This window comes from Lactobacillus amylovorus DSM 20531, from assembly GCF_002706375.1.
Classification (GTDB): Bacteria; Bacillota; Bacilli; order Lactobacillales; family Lactobacillaceae; genus Lactobacillus; species Lactobacillus amylovorus.
This window is the reverse complement of sequence record NZ_CP017706.1, coordinates 1,213,968-1,230,828: the sequence shown is the minus strand read 5'-3', so window position 1 is coordinate 1,230,828 and position 16,861 is coordinate 1,213,968. Positions and strand designations below refer to the sequence as shown.

General features: G+C 38.5%; 16 protein-coding genes, 1 pseudogene and 1 other annotated feature. Of the genes and pseudogenes, 5 read left to right on the top strand and 12 right to left on the bottom strand.

All coding sequences use genetic code 11. The annotated features are described in order from the left end of the window. Positions 1-12 precede the first annotated feature (12 nt). The gene (locus LA20531_RS06370) at positions 13-1,629 is read right to left on the bottom strand and encodes a putative polysaccharide biosynthesis protein (protein WP_082588996.1); all 1,617 of its coding nucleotides are present in this window, start codon (positions 1,627-1,629) and stop codon (positions 13-15) included. Positions 1,630-1,918: 289 nt separating this feature from the next. On the opposite strand from LA20531_RS06370, the gene LA20531_RS06365 reads away from it, so the two are divergent. Then, positions 1,919-2,890 (top strand): GH25 family lysozyme, encoded by a 972-nt coding sequence (locus tag LA20531_RS06365; RefSeq protein WP_056939544.1) that lies wholly within the window; start codon positions 1,919-1,921, stop codon positions 2,888-2,890. Between the two features lie 72 nt (positions 2,891-2,962). Here the strand turns inward: LA20531_RS06365 and LA20531_RS06360 are convergent. The 10 genes and pseudogenes from LA20531_RS06360 to LA20531_RS06315 all read right to left on the bottom strand — a co-directional run bounded on the left by LA20531_RS06360 (position 2,963) and on the right by LA20531_RS06315 (position 11,418). Beyond that, positions 2,963-3,643, bottom strand: a pseudogene (locus LA20531_RS06360) (DUF975 family protein). A gap of 264 nt (positions 3,644-3,907) precedes the next feature. Continuing rightward, the gene (locus LA20531_RS06355) at positions 3,908-4,306 is read right to left on the bottom strand and encodes a hypothetical protein (RefSeq protein WP_056939543.1); all 399 of its coding nucleotides are present in this window, start codon (positions 4,304-4,306) and stop codon (positions 3,908-3,910) included. Positions 4,307-4,400: 94 nt separating this feature from the next. Further along, positions 4,401-5,342, bottom strand: coding sequence for a serine hydrolase domain-containing protein (locus LA20531_RS06350; protein ID WP_056939542.1), 942 nt, complete (start codon positions 5,340-5,342; stop codon positions 4,401-4,403). Then, positions 5,342-6,628 (bottom strand): D-alanyl-lipoteichoic acid biosynthesis protein DltD, encoded by a 1,287-nt coding sequence (gene dltD, locus LA20531_RS06345; RefSeq protein WP_056939541.1) that lies wholly within the window; start codon positions 6,626-6,628, stop codon positions 5,342-5,344. Before dltD ends, LA20531_RS06350 begins: the two co-directional genes overlap by 1 nt. Further along, positions 6,621-6,860 (bottom strand): D-alanine--poly(phosphoribitol) ligase subunit DltC, encoded by a 240-nt coding sequence (gene dltC / locus LA20531_RS06340; RefSeq protein ID WP_056939540.1) that lies wholly within the window; start codon positions 6,858-6,860, stop codon positions 6,621-6,623. Before dltC ends, dltD begins: the two co-directional genes overlap by 8 nt. A gap of 33 nt (positions 6,861-6,893) precedes the next feature. Beyond that, positions 6,894-8,132, bottom strand: a complete 1,239-nt coding sequence (gene dltB / locus LA20531_RS06335; protein ID WP_056939539.1) for a D-alanyl-lipoteichoic acid biosynthesis protein DltB — start codon at positions 8,130-8,132, stop codon at positions 6,894-6,896. Continuing rightward, positions 8,132-9,646 carry a D-alanine--poly(phosphoribitol) ligase subunit DltA gene (gene dltA / locus LA20531_RS06330; RefSeq protein WP_013642570.1) on the bottom strand — a complete coding sequence of 505 codons (1,515 nt, stop codon included), beginning with the start codon at positions 9,644-9,646 and terminating at the stop codon, positions 8,132-8,134. The genes dltB and dltA overlap by 1 nt, the downstream gene beginning before the upstream one ends. A 15-nt stretch (positions 9,647-9,661) precedes the next feature. Continuing rightward, a complete protein-coding gene (locus LA20531_RS06325) occupies positions 9,662-9,814 on the bottom strand; it encodes a teichoic acid D-Ala incorporation-associated protein DltX (protein ID WP_013438768.1) in 153 nt (50 codons plus the stop codon). 152 nt (positions 9,815-9,966) lie between these two features. Beyond that, entirely contained in the window at positions 9,967-10,263 is a 297-nt protein-coding gene (locus tag LA20531_RS06320) for a hypothetical protein (protein WP_013642571.1), read from the bottom strand. A gap of 18 nt (positions 10,264-10,281) precedes the next feature. Next, a complete protein-coding gene (locus LA20531_RS06315; RefSeq protein WP_056939538.1) occupies positions 10,282-11,418 on the bottom strand; it encodes a YncE family protein in 1,137 nt (378 codons plus the stop codon). A gap of 587 nt (positions 11,419-12,005) precedes the next feature. Here LA20531_RS06315 and cbpB point away from each other — a divergent pair. From cbpB to LA20531_RS06295, 4 genes are all read left to right on the top strand, one after another. Beyond that, positions 12,006-12,476 (top strand): cyclic-di-AMP-binding protein CbpB, encoded by a 471-nt coding sequence (cbpB, locus tag LA20531_RS06310; protein WP_013438771.1) that lies wholly within the window; start codon positions 12,006-12,008, stop codon positions 12,474-12,476. Between the two features lie 141 nt (positions 12,477-12,617). After that, positions 12,618-14,474 (top strand): heavy metal translocating P-type ATPase, encoded by a 1,857-nt coding sequence (locus LA20531_RS06305; RefSeq protein WP_056939537.1) that lies wholly within the window; start codon positions 12,618-12,620, stop codon positions 14,472-14,474. Positions 14,475-14,530: 56 nt separating this feature from the next. Further along, positions 14,531-14,588: a sequence feature (sodium ion sensor (DUF1646 type); this cis-regulatory element may regulate processes involved in with the transportation of sodium ions), on the top strand. A 40-nt stretch (positions 14,589-14,628) separates the two neighbouring features. Next, on the top strand, positions 14,629-15,798 hold the full coding sequence (locus tag LA20531_RS06300; RefSeq protein ID WP_056939536.1) for a cation:proton antiporter: 1,170 nt from the start codon (positions 14,629-14,631) through the stop codon (positions 15,796-15,798). A gap of 169 nt (positions 15,799-15,967) precedes the next feature. Next, a complete protein-coding gene (locus LA20531_RS06295) occupies positions 15,968-16,078 on the top strand; it encodes a putative holin-like toxin (protein WP_082588994.1) in 111 nt (36 codons plus the stop codon). A gap of 152 nt (positions 16,079-16,230) precedes the next feature. Here the strand turns inward: LA20531_RS06295 and LA20531_RS06290 are convergent, their stop codons facing one another. Then, entirely contained in the window at positions 16,231-16,824 is a 594-nt protein-coding gene (locus tag LA20531_RS06290; protein WP_224429862.1) for a DUF4097 family beta strand repeat-containing protein, read from the bottom strand. Between the last annotated feature and the right edge of the window lie 37 nt (positions 16,825-16,861).

The window sequence follows — 16,861 nt, the reverse complement described above, 5'->3', positions numbered from 1 at the left end:
TAAATTTTCATTTTATTGGTAATGCTTGTATCTGTAATAGCGATACCCAATCTTTTTGCCGAAGATTGTTTCGGACGTTCCCATCCAGTTGGCAATCAAGATGTAGATGCCTAAAAATGCTAGGCCAAAAATTGCCAGGTAAATAAAACTGCCCATTCGACCTAAATCATTGAAGCGATAGCCGAAAAGAATTTGGTAAACGAATAACAAAACAATATAAATTTCGTTTGAAACGATAATTGGCAATAAGCTCCGCAACTTGACGCCATAAGTCTTGTCCAGCTTGTGGTAGCTGAGCAAAATTACGATCAAGAATGAAATATCGGTTGAAAGGATCGCACCGTCTGCACTCATCAAGAAGGTCATTGGCACCTGCAAAATGATTTTTGCCAAGATGCCCCACATCATGTAGATCACGGCCAACTTGTTCATATTTAAAGCTAAAAGCAGAGTCAGTGAGTTCATTACTAAACCAGCCAATAAACTTTGGATGATATTTTCTACCAAGTAATATGCACCAAGACTATCATGTGAAAATAGTACTGAATAAACTGGTGATGAGGCAAAGGCACCAAGTGCGACTACCGGAAGAAGGACAAACAGAAGTAGTCTGTAGTTCTCTAAGAGCAGTTTTCTGATGCTTTCGACGCTATCCTTGGATTTATACCTAAGCCCTGCTAAAAGCGGCAGACTCGTCTCAGAAACAGCTGTAGCGAGTGAAACAATCACCGTAGTGATCTTACTTGGGTTAGCTGAGAAAATCGTGTAGAGGTAACTAACATAGGTTGTGCTCATGTGGTTGAAACTGATCAAAATTTGTTTAAACAAAAGTTGGTCGACCAGCTGCGTCACGGTAATAAAGGAACCAAGCAAAACAAATGGAATTGAGGCATACCATAAATTAAGCAAACTCCGTGAGACGTTGTTTAAAGTGCGTGGTGCGCTTTTATCGATTAGGCCCTTGTAATGCCCCCTTTGCTTACGCATATACGCAAAGAGGTACAAATAACTGGCAATAGCGCCGACACAGGCACCGAATACACTAAAGTAAACGGCAGTCACATAATCATGGTGAAAGACTTCGATAACTAAGAACGTAGATAAAAGGATAAAGAGGATTCTGGCGAACTGTTCCCATAATTGGGAAATTCCGTACGGCTTCATATCGTTATTTCCCTGGAACCAGCCTCTCACCATACTCATTGATGGCAAAATTACTACGGCTGGAACCAATACACGAATGGAAATAGTCGCACTGGCAACGGAATCTACCGGACTGTTTTTAGCAATAATTGGTGCCGTTACATAAAGCAAAACACCACAGGCTAGTCCCATGACGAACATGATGATCAGTCCCAGTTTAGTAATGTATAAACTATCCTTGTATCTATTTTGCGAATTTAACTGTGATACTTCCCGGGCAATAACTGAAGGAAGCCCTGCAGTACCAATAGACAAAAAAAGCGCATATGGGGTGTATGAAGAATTAAACATAGCCTGTGCGTTTAATTGGTTGTGGTAACTGCCAAGCATGATTAACCACGGAATTAAATAAACGACTCCCAGTATTCTAGATACGATACTACCGAATGATAGCCAGAAAGAGCCGGATAAGATTTTTTTATTCAACAGAAAAGCCTCAAATCTACGTTAGTTTCAATATTGCCTTCTTATTATACGTGGAAATTCGATTTTTTGGGAATAAAGTGGATAAAAGCCGAACTTTTTTAGAAAAAATTTAGCTTATTTTCTTCTTCAAATAATACAATTTGATTACATTATTTACTATAATGTTACTTCTAGTTTATTTTACCGTTAGTTCTCTTGACCCAGTACGTTATTCTTATTATCCTTGAAATGTTTCTATGAAGATAAAATTTAGACTAACAATTAAAGAATAATATTCGGGGGAATAAAGTTGTCATTAAAGAAGAGATTTATTACAAAATTAGCACTTGTTGCTGCATTATCAACTACTTCAGTTGCCGTAGTTAACACCTTACATATTCAAACCAAGACTGTTCAAGCTTCAACTACTTCAGTTGCTGCTCGTTCACTTGGTATCGACGTTGCAAGTTACCAAAGTGCTGATCTTTCAACTCATGCAAAATCAGGTGCTAAGTTTGCCGTAGTTAAGGTTAGTGAAGGTACTAGTTACAGAAACCCTAAGGCTAGTGCACAAGTTTCTAGTGCACGTGCACAAAACATGATGCCAATGGGCTACCACTTCGCTACTTTCAGTGCTAACAGCGCTGTTGCTAAGCGCGAAGCAAACTACGCAGTCGCTTCAGCTAAGGCCGTAGGTCTTGCACCAGGTTCATACCTTGCTTGTGACTATGAATCAGGCGATGGTAACAACATCAACATGGGTAAGGGCGTTACTGCTAACGCAATCATTGCCTTCATGCAACAAGTTAAGTCAGCTGGCTACAAGCCACTTTTATACGCAAGTTCATCAGTTTTGAGAAATAACATCAACACCAACGCTGTTATTAACCAGTTCCCTAACAGTTTATGGGTTGCTTCATACGCAGTTGCTGGCCGTATCGACAAGCCAAACTTCAGCTACTTCCCATCAATGAAGGGTGTTTCAATTTGGCAATTTGCTGATAACTGGCGTGGTCTTAACGTAGACGGTAACATCAACGTATTGCCACTTACTGCATCAGGTAGCGCCGTTTCTCAAGCTCCTACTAAGAGTTCAACTAAGGCTCGTGTGTTGAAGCACGCAGCTCGCGTTTACAACAAGAACGGTAACTACAAGTTAAACCGTAAGTCACTGAAGAAGAACACTACTGTTACTACCCACGGTAAGAAGAAGACCATCAATGGTGTTAAGTACTACCGTATCGGTAAGAATGCTTACGTTAAGGCAGCTAACCTCTACTAATACTAATAAAGACTAATCAAAAAACACCAGGTAAGAAATTTACCTGGTGTTTTTTCATGCTTAATTTATTTTTTATTTTAAGTATCTGTCACCAGCTAAGTTGCGGTAGAAATTAGCCTTAGCAGTTTGGTAGTATGGGATAACCCATAAAAGACCAATACCGGCTGGAATACTACCAAGAATAAACCAGCCAAGGAAACTTAAGTCAAAGATAAATAAATCCATCTTGTGGCCATTCATCAATTCCTTGCTGGCGTTAATACCATCGGTAGCGCCAACGGACTTGCCACTAGCTACCATGTCACTAACGATGTATGTCGTCATTGCGTATGAATAGCTCTTAATAATACCTGGGATGATCAATAATAAGCTCCACAAGAAAGTGAAGATACTGGTCATAACATAGTTAATACATTCTGGACCAAAGCGGTTTTCAGTGAAAACTGAGAAGGCAGCGATGTATGGCTTCTCTTCACTTGTATCTGCGTTATCTCTTAAGTTCAAAAATGAAATTGCCAAACTCAATGCAATAAAATCAGCAATCCAAGCTAAGATGCCACCCATTGGGCTAAGGAATTGGAAAAATACATTATTTCCATCGTAATTCATATAAAAACCATCAAGCTTGTGACCGCCTGAAGTCAAAATCCATACAACTAACCTATTAATCAAAGCGATTAGAACAGCCCAAGGCCAATTACCGCGAAGAACTTGCTTAGCGCTATCCTTTAGTTACTTTCGTGTAGTAGACATAAATTTCTCCTAACTTTTTTATAAATATACTCTTCAATTATATACGATTATCAGAAAAAATAGCATCAAAAAAGCCTAATTCAACCAACAACGGAACTAGGCTCACACAGTGTTGACCGTCACCTCTGACCACATATAGAAGATAACATTTTCGCTACCGGAGAAAATGACTACTATCAGCGACGGTACATGAAGATTTTAGCATTCAAAAAAATAAAAAACAAGCGATATGGCGTTAATCGCAAATATTATAATTTTTCTTTGCTAAAAAATTGCAATCAAGCCCGATATAACGGCAGCAATTACAATTACATACGTCGCAACCGCTTGGGGTGAACTGGATAATGGTTTATTTTCTGCCTTAAGTTTCTTTCTAATTTGTTCTGCCCTGGCTAAGGAAAAAATAGCTGCTATCCAGAATAGAATCCCTACAATAATTGACGTCATTTGACTCATATTCTTAAGACCACCGGCCATGGTGATGATAGGCCCTACAATGAAAAATAGGCCAAATATTAATCCACTCCAAATAGCAAAAGGAGCAGTTGGTGGTTGATTCTTCAATTTTTTAATGTTTTGAGAATAGCGATAAGTCATGTAAAGTTCCAACACACCACATAAAATTAATACTATTCCTATAATTGTAGGTACGAGCTTTTCCATAATATTTTGAACTTTCTACAGTTTATTTTCTACCTCAATTATATGCCACCAAAAAAGGCCTGACTCCGAATTAAATCGGAATCAAACCTCTTTTTTATAATTCCATCATGATTGACATGATGCGATTTACTTTTTTCTTAATCTTACCAAACTCACCAGGGACAGTGTGATTATCTTGAATTATAATCATATTCTTACCATCCCTAGTGCTACGCATAAAGGTGTAATAACCTTCACCTGCACCATTAGCTGACTTATACTTCTTCAAGTTGTATAAACCACCATTATAGAATGTAGGAGCCTTACCCTTAAACAGGATCTGCTTGCTATGTTTGGTTAGCATGTTGCCATGTAGAATGTATTCAATCGTTTTAGCTAAATCGCCATTTGACATTACAATCGATCCAGCACCTAACTCATTATGTGCATCCTTTACTGCGGTCTTACGCTTTACCTTTACGTACTGGTCCTCTTTCATTTCATATCCAGTCACCCAATTAACGGCGCGTAATTTGGACATGTTAGACCATAAGAACTCAGTTCTCTTAAGGTGAAGCGGCTCGATATAAGTCTCACGGAACAATTGCTCGTAAGTCTTATGTTCAAGCTGGGATAAAATACCACAGAGATAAATGTAGTTAACTGAAGTATAGTGCCATTTGCCAAGCTTCTTAGCATCAAACACGGTGTATTTCTGATCATGGTCAATATTAGCCTTGTCAGAAATAAACTTCTTTGTGCCTAACTCTTGGCCCTTCTCTAAATCAAGTCCTGAAGTCATATCCAGCAGATTGCTGACTCTAACCTTCTGTGCTCCAGCTACGTTTGGATAATACTTAGAAAGCTTATCTTTTAAGCTAAGCTTACCTTTCTGCACCTCGCGCATTATCATTGCAGCAGTCATTGACTTTTGAACTGAATTGATCAAGTAGCTAGTGTCAGTACTATTGTTTGTTGCATAGTTCAGTACAGGCTTCATATTGCTTGTTACCAATACGGAACCCTTAATACCTAATCTATTAATAGCCCGTCGCACTACTTCACTTTTAAACGATCTTTGCTAGTTAAATTTACTCGCTTAACATTGTCTTTATTCTGCCACTTCTTTGAGTAATAGTAGTTAGACATATCGTAGTTGTAACGCTCGTTAGGCAATTTCATAAATGGTCTAACGGCTTGATCAACAGCTACCCAACCTTTCCAACCAAGGTGAATAGTATCTTGCATGAAGTACTTTTCATTACCACGTCTTGAAAGATCAGCAATGTTTTCAAAGCCTTGGCTAGTCAATTGTTGTTCTATTTTAGCAACTGATTCTTGGTACATCTTAGCTGACAAGCCAGTGTACTTCATCCACTTACCGTTGATAGGTGGAATAATGAACAAAACATTGGTATGTTGCTTAGCAAATTGTTCTAGCATCAATTGGAAGTCAGCGTATTCAACTGATTTTACGTAGTTAAAGTGACGTTGACTGCCCTTGAGGTTCTTCAATACCTTCTTAGGCAAACGAGTTCTAAAGAAAGTATTGTCGATTCCCAAGTTGTCTGAATTAGTGTGTGCTGCAGCTTGTTCTTCAGCAACCTTGTTCAAGGCAGCAACAGAATAAGTACTAGGCAAAACCTTAGCTCTATCGCGGATCTTATTTACACGGTCACGCAATTGGAATGAACTAAAGAAGTTGTCTTCGTTAACCAACATTATACGACGATTTTCTAAGTAAAATCTTTGGAAAGTAGTTAACTTCTTACCTGCAGCAATTTGCTTAAGACTATTTCTAATCTCACCCTTTACGTCTGGCATATCAAGCAGACGTTGTGCAGCATAACGATCAGTCTTATTATTCTTAGCACTTAACAAGAAGTTACATGCTTGAAGTGGTGAATAATACAAAGCAAAGGCATTAGGATCTTGGCCCTTCTTAGTGAACCATTGTGGTGAAATGATCACTACAGCCTTTTTGTTTTTAAGCTGTTTAGCTGTACCTTGCATCCCCAAGAATTGAGCCAAAGATTGACTACCTGGTCCACCAAGTAAGAATGGACGATAATTTCTGTGGTACTTTTCTGCAATAACACTAGGGTGAAGTGGATCGAATCTAGACAATTCACTTGAACCATAGAATGGTATATAACCCTCATTGTATGCTTCTTGCTTCATTGTGCTGCCCTTGAAGACAGTAGTATTTTGTGAAGCAGCAGCTTCGTAAATGGTTTGCTTAGAAAAAGTTCTTTCCCAAGGAAGTAGGAATACAACTAGTAAAAGGATAAAAGCGCAAAGGACTGGGCCAAAAATTTGCCACAGCCGGCGTTTATTACTCATTTTCTAAGCTTTCCACCTTTGCAACAATCTTGTTAGGAGTGTCCCATTCAGCACGGTTGAATTCTGATACAGGAACATCGATATCAAATTTTTCTTGTAAGCTCAAAAGCATTTGTACACTTGCCATTGAGTCCATCAAACCATTGTCAAAGATGTTTTCATCCATTTGGTCTGATAAGTCTTCACCAGTTAAATCGTTCAAAATGTCTAATACGCCTTGTTTAGTGTTCATAATTAATACCTCTCAAAAAATCTACTCTATTTTTTACTTCCAGCCAAACCATAATTGGCTAAGGAATCCTGAGAAAATCAAAAAACTGAAACATACCACGTTGAAAGTTAAGAAAATGGCGAACCATTCAGTGAACTTGTTGTGTGGAATTTGCTTCTTGTGTTTTCTCTTAAATCTTAGCCACATATCGTTGACACAGATAGCAGTAGCATGGAATAAACCATACACAATATAATACCATGTTAAACCATGCCAGAATCCCATTATTAGGAATAACAGGAAGTATGAGACCTGTGACAATCTAATACGATTCTTGAACAACTTTTTCTTCATTGCAAAGAAAGTGAATCGCATGTAGATGTAGTCACGGAACCAGAATGAAAGCGTCATGTGCCAACGGTTCCAGAAGTCTTTGATGTTCTTAGAAATAAATGGCTTGTTGAAGTTCATTGGGGTATGAATACCCATGAAGTATGAAATTGATACCGCAAATAGTGAGTAACCTGCGAAGTCGAAGAACAAATACATACTGTAGCAGTACATATAAGCAAGTAACCACCAGGATAACTTCAAACCACCATTTGCGTTACCTACTGCTAAAGCAGCAGTGCTGATTCTTGGAAGCCAGTAAGTACCAAAGAACCAACCAATTACAAATTTGTATAAAAATCCTTGGAACAAATATCTTACAGCGCATTGTAAGTCTGTAATATATGCGTCTCTTGTAGGAACTTTATCGTAATCTTTCTTAAATCTGCGATATCTATCGATAGGACCTGATGAAATAGTTGGGAAGAAGAGCAAGAATCTTGCATACGTTACAGGATCTACCTTCTTGATTGCCCCATCACGCATTTCCATGATAACTTGAACGGTCTTGAACGTTACATATGAAATACCCAAGAAACCGATCACGAAGTTAATTGAATTATCAGGAAACGCAGTCAAATATTTAACTGCAGCTAATGGTATGATGGCCAAAATTACAGCTAAACTGAAAATCCAGGTCTTATTTTTACCATGATGACGATAATACTGATAAGCAAAGGTCAACGCGAATTCGTAAATCAACCAAAGAATCAGGTTTACACCTTGTTGCCAGTGACTACCATCAAAGATCAAGAATAAGAAGACAATTGAGAAAATTGCTTCATATGTCTTGAGACGACGACCGTTATAAAGACCAATAATGATTGGAATTAAAGCAATCATCAAGTAAACGAAATATTGCGGATTTGAGTAAGGTTGTAAGTTAATGAAATTAAAATTCACTACTTATTAACCTCCTTAATAACCGCCTTGATATCAACCTTGCCGTTTTGAGAAATAGGCAACTTGTCTTGGTAGACAAAACGTTGTGGAAGCATGTACGGCATGATGTTCTTTGCCAAATCTTCACGAATTGCCTTAGTTAAAGTGGCTTCTGAGTGTTGACGCGCTACACCGTGCTTCAATTCGATCTCCGCTACGATTTGCTTAACGGTGTGATCTTTATTGTATTTTGGTGCTGCAACGCCATAACGGACGTACTCGTTCTTGCTCAAGTAGAAGTTGATTTCTTCAAGTTCGATTCTGTAACCGTTGAACTTGATTTGGAAGTCAATTCTACCACGATAGAAGAGCATGTCGCCGTCAAAGAATCCGGCATCCCCACTGCGGTAGCTACGGTACTTGTCGCCATCCTTTTGGAAGAAGGCAGCTTCAGTTTTTTCAGGGTTGTTCATGTAACCCTTTGAAACGCTAGGACCGCTAATGATAATTTCACCTTCGCCAGGCTTATCACCCTTTGAAGTATCAATAGTGATCTTGGTGTCTTCCTTAACCTTACCGATTGGTAAACGGTCGTACTTCTTAAGAACGTCGTCAGTAATTTCAACTTGCGTTACGGCAACAGTTGTTTCGGTTGGACCGTAAGTGTTGAAGATATGGCTTTCTGGGAATCTCTTCTTAAGCATGTCTGCTTCGCTGTGTGGTAATTCTTCACCACAGAATAAGAAGTGACTAAGGTCTGGGTGATGTTCAGAATCAAAAGTCTTATCCAAGAAACACATTTGTGCAAATGATGGTGTTGATACCCAAACATTAAATTGCATCTTTGGCAAAGTTTGGAACAATTGACCAAAGTTTTGCGTTACATCGTGTGGCAATACAACAAGCTTACCTGCTGAAACAAGTGCAGGGTAAAGACTCATTACTGACAAGTCGAATGAGTATGGAGCTTGGGCCAAGAAACTTGGGTGTTCTGGCAAATTAAAGTCTGATAACTCCCAGTTTACAAAGCTGAGTAAGTTATCGTGACTGATTTGTACACCCTTAGGCTTACCAGTAGTACCTGAAGTGAAGATGATGTAGTAGTTTTCATCGCCTTCAACAAATTTGCTTTCGTCAACAGTGAAGTCGCCATCTTCAACTTCACTAGCCTTAAGTACCTTAACGTTGTCTAAGTTAACGTCTGGCAATGGATCAATTTCCAAAACCAATGGTGATTTTGAAACATCTTGAATCATGGTCAAACGTTCAGCGTTTGAGTAACTAGCAATTGGAATATAAGCGTGACCAGTTTTAACACAGCCTAAAAAACTAGCGATCATTTCAAAGGTTTGACCACCCCAAATCATAATTGGAGCATCATCTGAAATATCTAAGCTAGCAATCTTGTGTGCCCAAGCGTTAGAACGCTTCTTAAGGTCACCATATGTATTAGTTTTGCCAAGATAGTCGTAAACAACACGATCTGGTTCTTGTTCTGCTATCTCGTCGATCTTCTTAATAACATCTTGAATCATGTGACAGCACCTACCTTAAAATTCGTTGTAAATGAAATGAACTGAAGTAAGTCCACTATATTCATACAAATAGATAAGGGCCATCAGGATTGCAAAATAAACAATTGTCTTTAAAACAAACTTTCCAATGCGTTTGCCTCGAGAGTCAATTTGTGTTTTTTTATCCATTTTTTCTCCCTCAAGTAACATATATTTTTTACTTTTGTCTTATATTACTACAAATAGCAACACTAGACGCACTATCGTTGTACATTTTAACAAATTTAAACTTTTTCTGAAATCCAATCTATTTTTGAAAAAATACCAAAAAAACGGTTTCTTCATTGTAATTTCTTACAGTTGCGATATGCAAAATATAATGGGATGAAAATTACGATTGCCACAAAGATTAAGGCAAAAATCGATAGTCGCATCACATTTTGTGGTTTAGTCCAGCGCTCGCTCTTGGCGGTAGTCAGCAAATATACAGCAAAAAGCACAATAATAACTAATTCGCCAAGGCAGAATATCATATGAGTCATTTGATAAAGGTAGAGATAAACTGACGCTGGGAATAAGCAGAACCAACCAGAAAAACGCAAAAGAAAGATTTCTCTTCTTCGATAATCTACATTCATTTGTTTTTCCTTTCTAAACTAGCTGCCAAACAAGGCATTGATATTCATCGATAGTATTCTATCCATTACCGTGATGTCTGGTCTAGCATAAATACTTGAAGCTGATTCAAATACACAAAGCAGCTGCCCCTTGTAAGCAGTAATTTGTTCCAAATATGGCGGCATATCGACAACTAGCTCCGCATTCTTTTCGTCAAGCGCGTTCAATGCCGAAGTTGGGAACACATACAGTTTAGAATTGCCGCTGCCGTATGACTGACTCAAGAAGATTTTATCTTGATAAATCGCAATCCCCTGAATCTGCTTATCCATTGATGTTTCACCGGTAGGATCTGACCACTGCAAAGTACCAGTAACGGATTTCACTTCATTATTAGTAATGGAGCCCTTGTTTTTACCGCTACGGGCAATTGAATATGCGGCAACTTTACCCCGGCCATACATGTTAAAGAAGCCGACGAACAGTTGACCATCGTAGTAAGTAACAGTAGAGGCTTTTTCAACGGCAGGAATCGCAATCTGGTGATTGTACTTGATCGGGATGCGACTGCCATCTTTATAGTCCTTCATTTCTTTTAATGTAAATGAAGCAAGAGCTGAGGACTTACCCATTTTACCGGTTACCCAAATATTTTTGGCAACTGGATCATAAGCAATCCCGCCTAAGTGAGGACGGCCGTGAACCTGGATCGTCTTAATGTATTTTCCCGTCTTTTTGTCCAGCACATAAACGACTGAAGCATGCCGGTGCTCGCCATCATATGCCGTGAGCAAAATATATTTACCAGCTACAGTAATCCCCTGCGGCGTCATTGCGGTTGCCGTATTGTATTTTTTCGTGGCAAAATCATAGCTCTTAGTCGAAACTAAGCCCGGAATGACAAAGTCCTTACCATCCCACGTTCTTGGTGGAACATAATTTGAAACCTTATTAATGAAAGAATAATTTTGACGCAAGGATCTTTGATAACTAGAAAAATTGTGCCAAGCAGCACTTGTATTAGTACCATCCTTTGCTTTGACTATCTTGGGCCTATCTCGCAGCATTTGCTGTTTTTGCCACCATTGATAACCGAAATATCCCCCTGCTCCCACTCCAGCTAATAAAAGGAGTACTAAAAACAGATGCAGGATAAATCTGCCTATTCTTTTCAAAAAAACTACACCCTTCTATTTTCCGTTTTTATCATGTCTTACATTATAACCAAAAAAATTTATTTTTCTTTATAAGTGCATAAACTCGGGCTTTTTAGCAAAAATATAGCCTTTTTTGAAAATAAAGTGCATTTCGTCACACTTTTTTCACAATTTCAGGTTATACTACTTAATGTAGTGAGGAAGAAAACATCTTCCCATTACAACTCAACTTTTTTGTTTTTCATTCATACTCCTCCAAGTAAATAATGAAAATAAAAAGAATTGACTTACTCCAATTAGTCAATTTCATATCTATCCCTTTCGGCTCACGTGCGTTGCGTGGGCTTTTCTTATGCCCAAATTTTCTTCTTAACTAGTTCTCAAACAAATCTTTACCTTTTCATAACAATTTGAACATTTTTAATTCACATTTACTCTGTACTATATAAATCGTAGCAAGGCGGTAGAAACTTGCTACAATACTCCCACTTTTTTATTTCATTCATTCTTACTCCTCCAAAGTAGATGAAACTAATAAGGTCCGCAAAATTTTGCGGGCCTTTTCCTTTTTTCTAGTATAATTTTAGTCAGAAAAGAGGCGTATCATGTTTTCACCATCGATCCAACATTTAATTGAAGAAAAATCGGGATCATTCTTAATTCCCGCTAGTCGTATTGCCTTTGTTCAAGAAGACAACCCACTCTATCACGCATTTTTAATTCTGACTAAAGTTAAATATTCCAAAATTCCAGTTTTAGATAAAGATAAAAGAGTAGTTGGTTTACTCAGCTTGGCCATGATTACGGACAAAATGCTAACCAATGACGCAATTTCTACCGCGCCACTTGATACTTTAAAAGTTAAAGACGTAATGCAAACGGATTTCGATAAAATAAATTTTGTTGAAACTACGCTTGAAACGCAGCTGCATTTACTGATTAACAATGCCTTCCTGCCCGTCGTAGATGATCGCGGCGTCTTTCAAGGTCTCCTCACCAGACGTGAATGGATCAAGGCCTTCAACTATGTCGTTCACACATATGATAAGCACTATAAATCTGAAAAAATTAAATAACCCCCAAGCAGCTTGAGACCTTTATTCAAGCCGCTTTTTTAATTAATAAATTATAATAAACCGTTTATATCTCTTATACCTAGAAAGAATGTTAGAATGGTGTAAGTAAAGTAATACTACTTACTTTTTGGAGGTTTAATCATGAAACGTCAATGGAAGTTTATGGTCGTTTTAATTGCCGGGGTAATAAGTCTGTTTTTTGAGTTTGGCATACATGCTTCTACATTGTTTACTACGCCACTCCTTAAATTGCAGATGAACCCACAAGCAATTATTATCGACATTCTTGGTATTTGGATTTCCGTTCTCTTGTTAATGGAAATATTTGAAGATTGGAAATCTGGACGCTACGGTGTTGATATCCTAGCAGTTATTGCGATTGTTTCTACTATTTTGATCAACAACTACTGGGCTGAATGGATGATTTTGGTAATGTCCACTGGTGGTGAAACACTAGAAGACTACGCTACTGGACAAGCCAGCAAGGAACTCCGTTCTCTTTTGAACAATACACCACGTATTGCCAACAAGCTGGTTAACGGTCAAATTACTGAAGTCAAGGTTAATGAATTGCACATTGGCGACATCGTTTTGATCAAGCCAGGTCAACAAGTTCCTGTTGACGGTGAAATCATCAAGGGTACTTCTAGTTTTGACCAATCTTCATTGACTGGTGAATCCGTTCCTGTAACTAAGAAACCAGGCGACAGCTTGATGTCAGGTTCCGTCAACGGTGACGCCGCAGTACAGATGAAGGTTACCAAAGAAGCTAAAGATTCTGAATATCAGTCAATCGTTGCTTTGGTTAAGTCATCACAAGCACAACCTGCTAAGTTCGTTAAGATGGCCGACCGTTACGCCGTTCCATTCACCATCATTTCATTGATTATTGGTGGCGTTGCATGGGCCGTTTCAGGGGATGCTACTAGATTCGCCGAAGTTATGGTTGTCGCTTCACCATGTCCACTTTTGATCGCAGCTCCCGTTGCTTTGGTCAGTGGTATGAGTTCAATGTCAGCTCACCATATTATTGTGAAGTCTGGTCCAACTCTTGAAAAATTAGCTCGTGCTAAGACTTTTGCTTTTGATAAGACTGGTACTTTAACTGAAAACCAATTGGTAGTTGACCAAGTTGTCCCTGCAGAAAAATCTGTAAGCAAGGATGAATTGCAAGGCTTAGCTGCTAGTGTTGAACAACAATCAAGTCACGTTATTGCTAGTTCACTTGTAAAGGCTACTAGCAAAGATTTGATTAAGCCAGTAACCGACTTAAAGGAAACTACTGCTCAAGGTGTTGAAGGTAACGTCGACGGCAAGCACGTTAAGGTTGGTAAATTAAAGTTCGTTGCACCTGATCATGAAAAGATCGATGTTAACTCCACTGCTGTCTTTGTCTCAATTGATAATCAATTTGCTGGTTACATTACTTTGATGGACGAAATGCGTCCAGAAACACCTGACACAATCGCTAAGTTGAAGCGTCAAGGTGCTCAAGATATCATGATGCTTACTGGTGACCACAAGGCAGTTGCTGAAAAGGTTGGTAACAAGGCCGGAATTACTGATATCCGTGCTGATCTTTTACCATCTGAAAAGATTAAGGCTATCAAGGAAGTACCTAAGAACTTGCGTCCTGTCGTTATGACTGGTGACGGTGTTAATGACGCACCAAGTTTGACCGCCGCTGATGTTGGTATCGCTATGGGTGCTAAAGGTGCTACTGCTGCCAGTGAAAGTGCTGATGCGGTTATCATGGTTAACGATTTGTCTAAGATCAATGATGCCGTTGCTATTTCTAAGCACACTATGAAGGTTGCTAATGTCGACGTTTTGACTGCGATTGGTGTCGTAATCATCATTGAATTAATTGCCTTCACTGGTGTTATCCCAGCATTCTGGGGTGCTATTTTGCAGGAAGTTGTCGACATGATCACTATCAGTTTGGGACTTCTTGCTAAGACTACTCCAAGCAAAAAGCAATTCGGACTTGAAGAGTAATTTGCATCGGACTAAAAAAAATATTAAGATTAAACTCAACTGAATATTTATTTAGTGGTTGGTTTTTTACACAAAATAAAAACTTTCAAGATTTGCTTCTTTGGGTCAAGAAGCGCTTGAAAGTTTTTTGCTTTTATAAGGAAAAGAGGACGATATGCATTTCTTAGGGGAATTAATTTTAATCCTACTGACTACGGTATTGCTCGGGCAATTATTTGCACGTTTTAACTTGCCAGCAGTTATTGGACAATTGCTTTCAGGGATTTTATTAGGACCAGCTATCTTAAACTGGATTCACACCAACGACATAATCAGCTTATTCTCTGAATTTGGGGTCATTCTATTAATGTTTTTGGCCGGTCTTGAAAGTGACTTGGACTTGTTAAAGAAATACTTCAAGTTGAGTTTTACGGTAGCTAGCGTTGGCGTTATCTTGCCAGTTGTTTTCATGGGGCTAGCAAGTTACTTCTTCGGCATGAAGCCACTTGAGGCACTCTTTATTGGGATTGTTTTTGCGGCAACCAGTGTTTCTATCTCAGTTGTGGTTTTGCAAGAAGCTAACCAGCTTCATACACGTGCTGGTACAGCCATTTTAGGGGCCGCTGTGGTTGATGATATCCTAGCCGTGGTAGTTTTAAGTCTCTTCACCACCTTCAGCCATGAAGGCGGTAAAAGCGGCTTAACTAACAATTTCTTCCTTAACATCTTGATCGAAATTGTCTACTTCGTCGTTGTTTGGGTGATCTTTAAGTTTATTGCGCCATACTTCATGAAGGTCTCAGAAAAGATTTCTGTTGATTACTCTGTAGTCATCGGTTCATTGGTTTTAGCATTGACAATGGCATGGGCTGCAGACTTTGTTGGTTTATCCGCCGTTGTAGGTGCATTCTTCGGTGGTTTGGCAATTCGTCAAACACCGCAACATAAAGAAGTTCAGTCTTCTGTTTCAGCAATCGGTTATTCAATCTTCATCCCTGTTTTCTTCGCTGATATCGGCCTTTCAATGACCTTTGCCAGCTTCTTCAAAGACATCTGGTTCATCATTGCGATGACCGTTTTCGCCGTTTTATCCAAGTTCTGGGCTGGTAAATACTCTAGTGAAGTATTCGGTTTCAGTAAGAATGAAGGCAATATTGTAGGTGCCGGAATGGTGTCACGTGGTGAAGTTGCGTTGATCGTGGCGCAGATCGGGATTACGCATCACCTATTCCCTGAAGATATTTACTCTAGCTTAATTTTAGTAATCATTGTAACGACCGTAATTTCACCATTTATCTTAAATCACTTTATCAAAAAGAGTAAGCAAGATACTGAATTTATGTAGATTAAAAGCCTAGCGGATGCTAGGCTTTTTTCGTGTTCGCTTGTAGACGCAAATACGAATCAGTATAATTTTATGCGTAGAAAAGTTGAAGCGGCGGCTATCCCAAGGAGATGGTGCTTATGAGGATTTTTTGACTCTGCCACAATCCTGTTAGAAAGGAGATGCCATCGTGTCTGTCTCAGATGCGTTGCAACTAATGATCAGTTTTGGCTCATTTGTCGTTTTACTGATCATATTGGTTGTCGAGCTGATCAAAATTCATGATCAGCGAAAAAAATAGCTGCTTTAGCTCTGCAAAGCTGGCAGTTATTTATTAATACCTAAAAAATATTTTTAAATAGTCGTCGCTAATGCGATTCTACACTAAAGAGGTTCGACTTAGTCGGCCTCTTTTTTCATACTAATTATATCAACTACATGATTTGTATACAATCAATTAACGTAAATATTACCGTTTGAAGTATCGATACTTATCACATTTTCAGCACTAGTATTCTTCTCAAACTCATCAGATTTATTTTTCCCTTCAATAGTAATATGACCATTTGAAGTAGACAAATCATACCCTGCTGCATTAGTCTTTCCTACTTTTACCGTGCCGTTAGAAGTGTCGATTTCGAACTCATTTTTCATCACTAGATTTTTAATATTAATACTTCCGTTCAATGTATCAATCTTTCCCTTTTGAACTTCCAGATGATCGGCCGAGATATTGCCATTCGATGTATCAATTGAAAGATACTTTAATTCTTGTTTGGGCATTTCAATAATCAATTCTTGTTTTAACTTTTTCGCATTAAAAATGCTGCCATTAATCGTTATAGACCTTTCTGGCGAATCAATAGTCAAAATACCATTTTTCACCTTTACAGATGGCTCTAATTTTTCTTGTCCTGTGTAACTTACACTATAGCGATCACCAGTCACTAATCTAATGTTGTCGATCGAGTTATCAACTTTTATTTGATCAAAGGATTCTACCGAAAAGTTTTTATTAACTGTCTTTATATCATTTGAATTGTACAAGAAATAAACTCCTCCAATGGCAATTACAACTATAAAT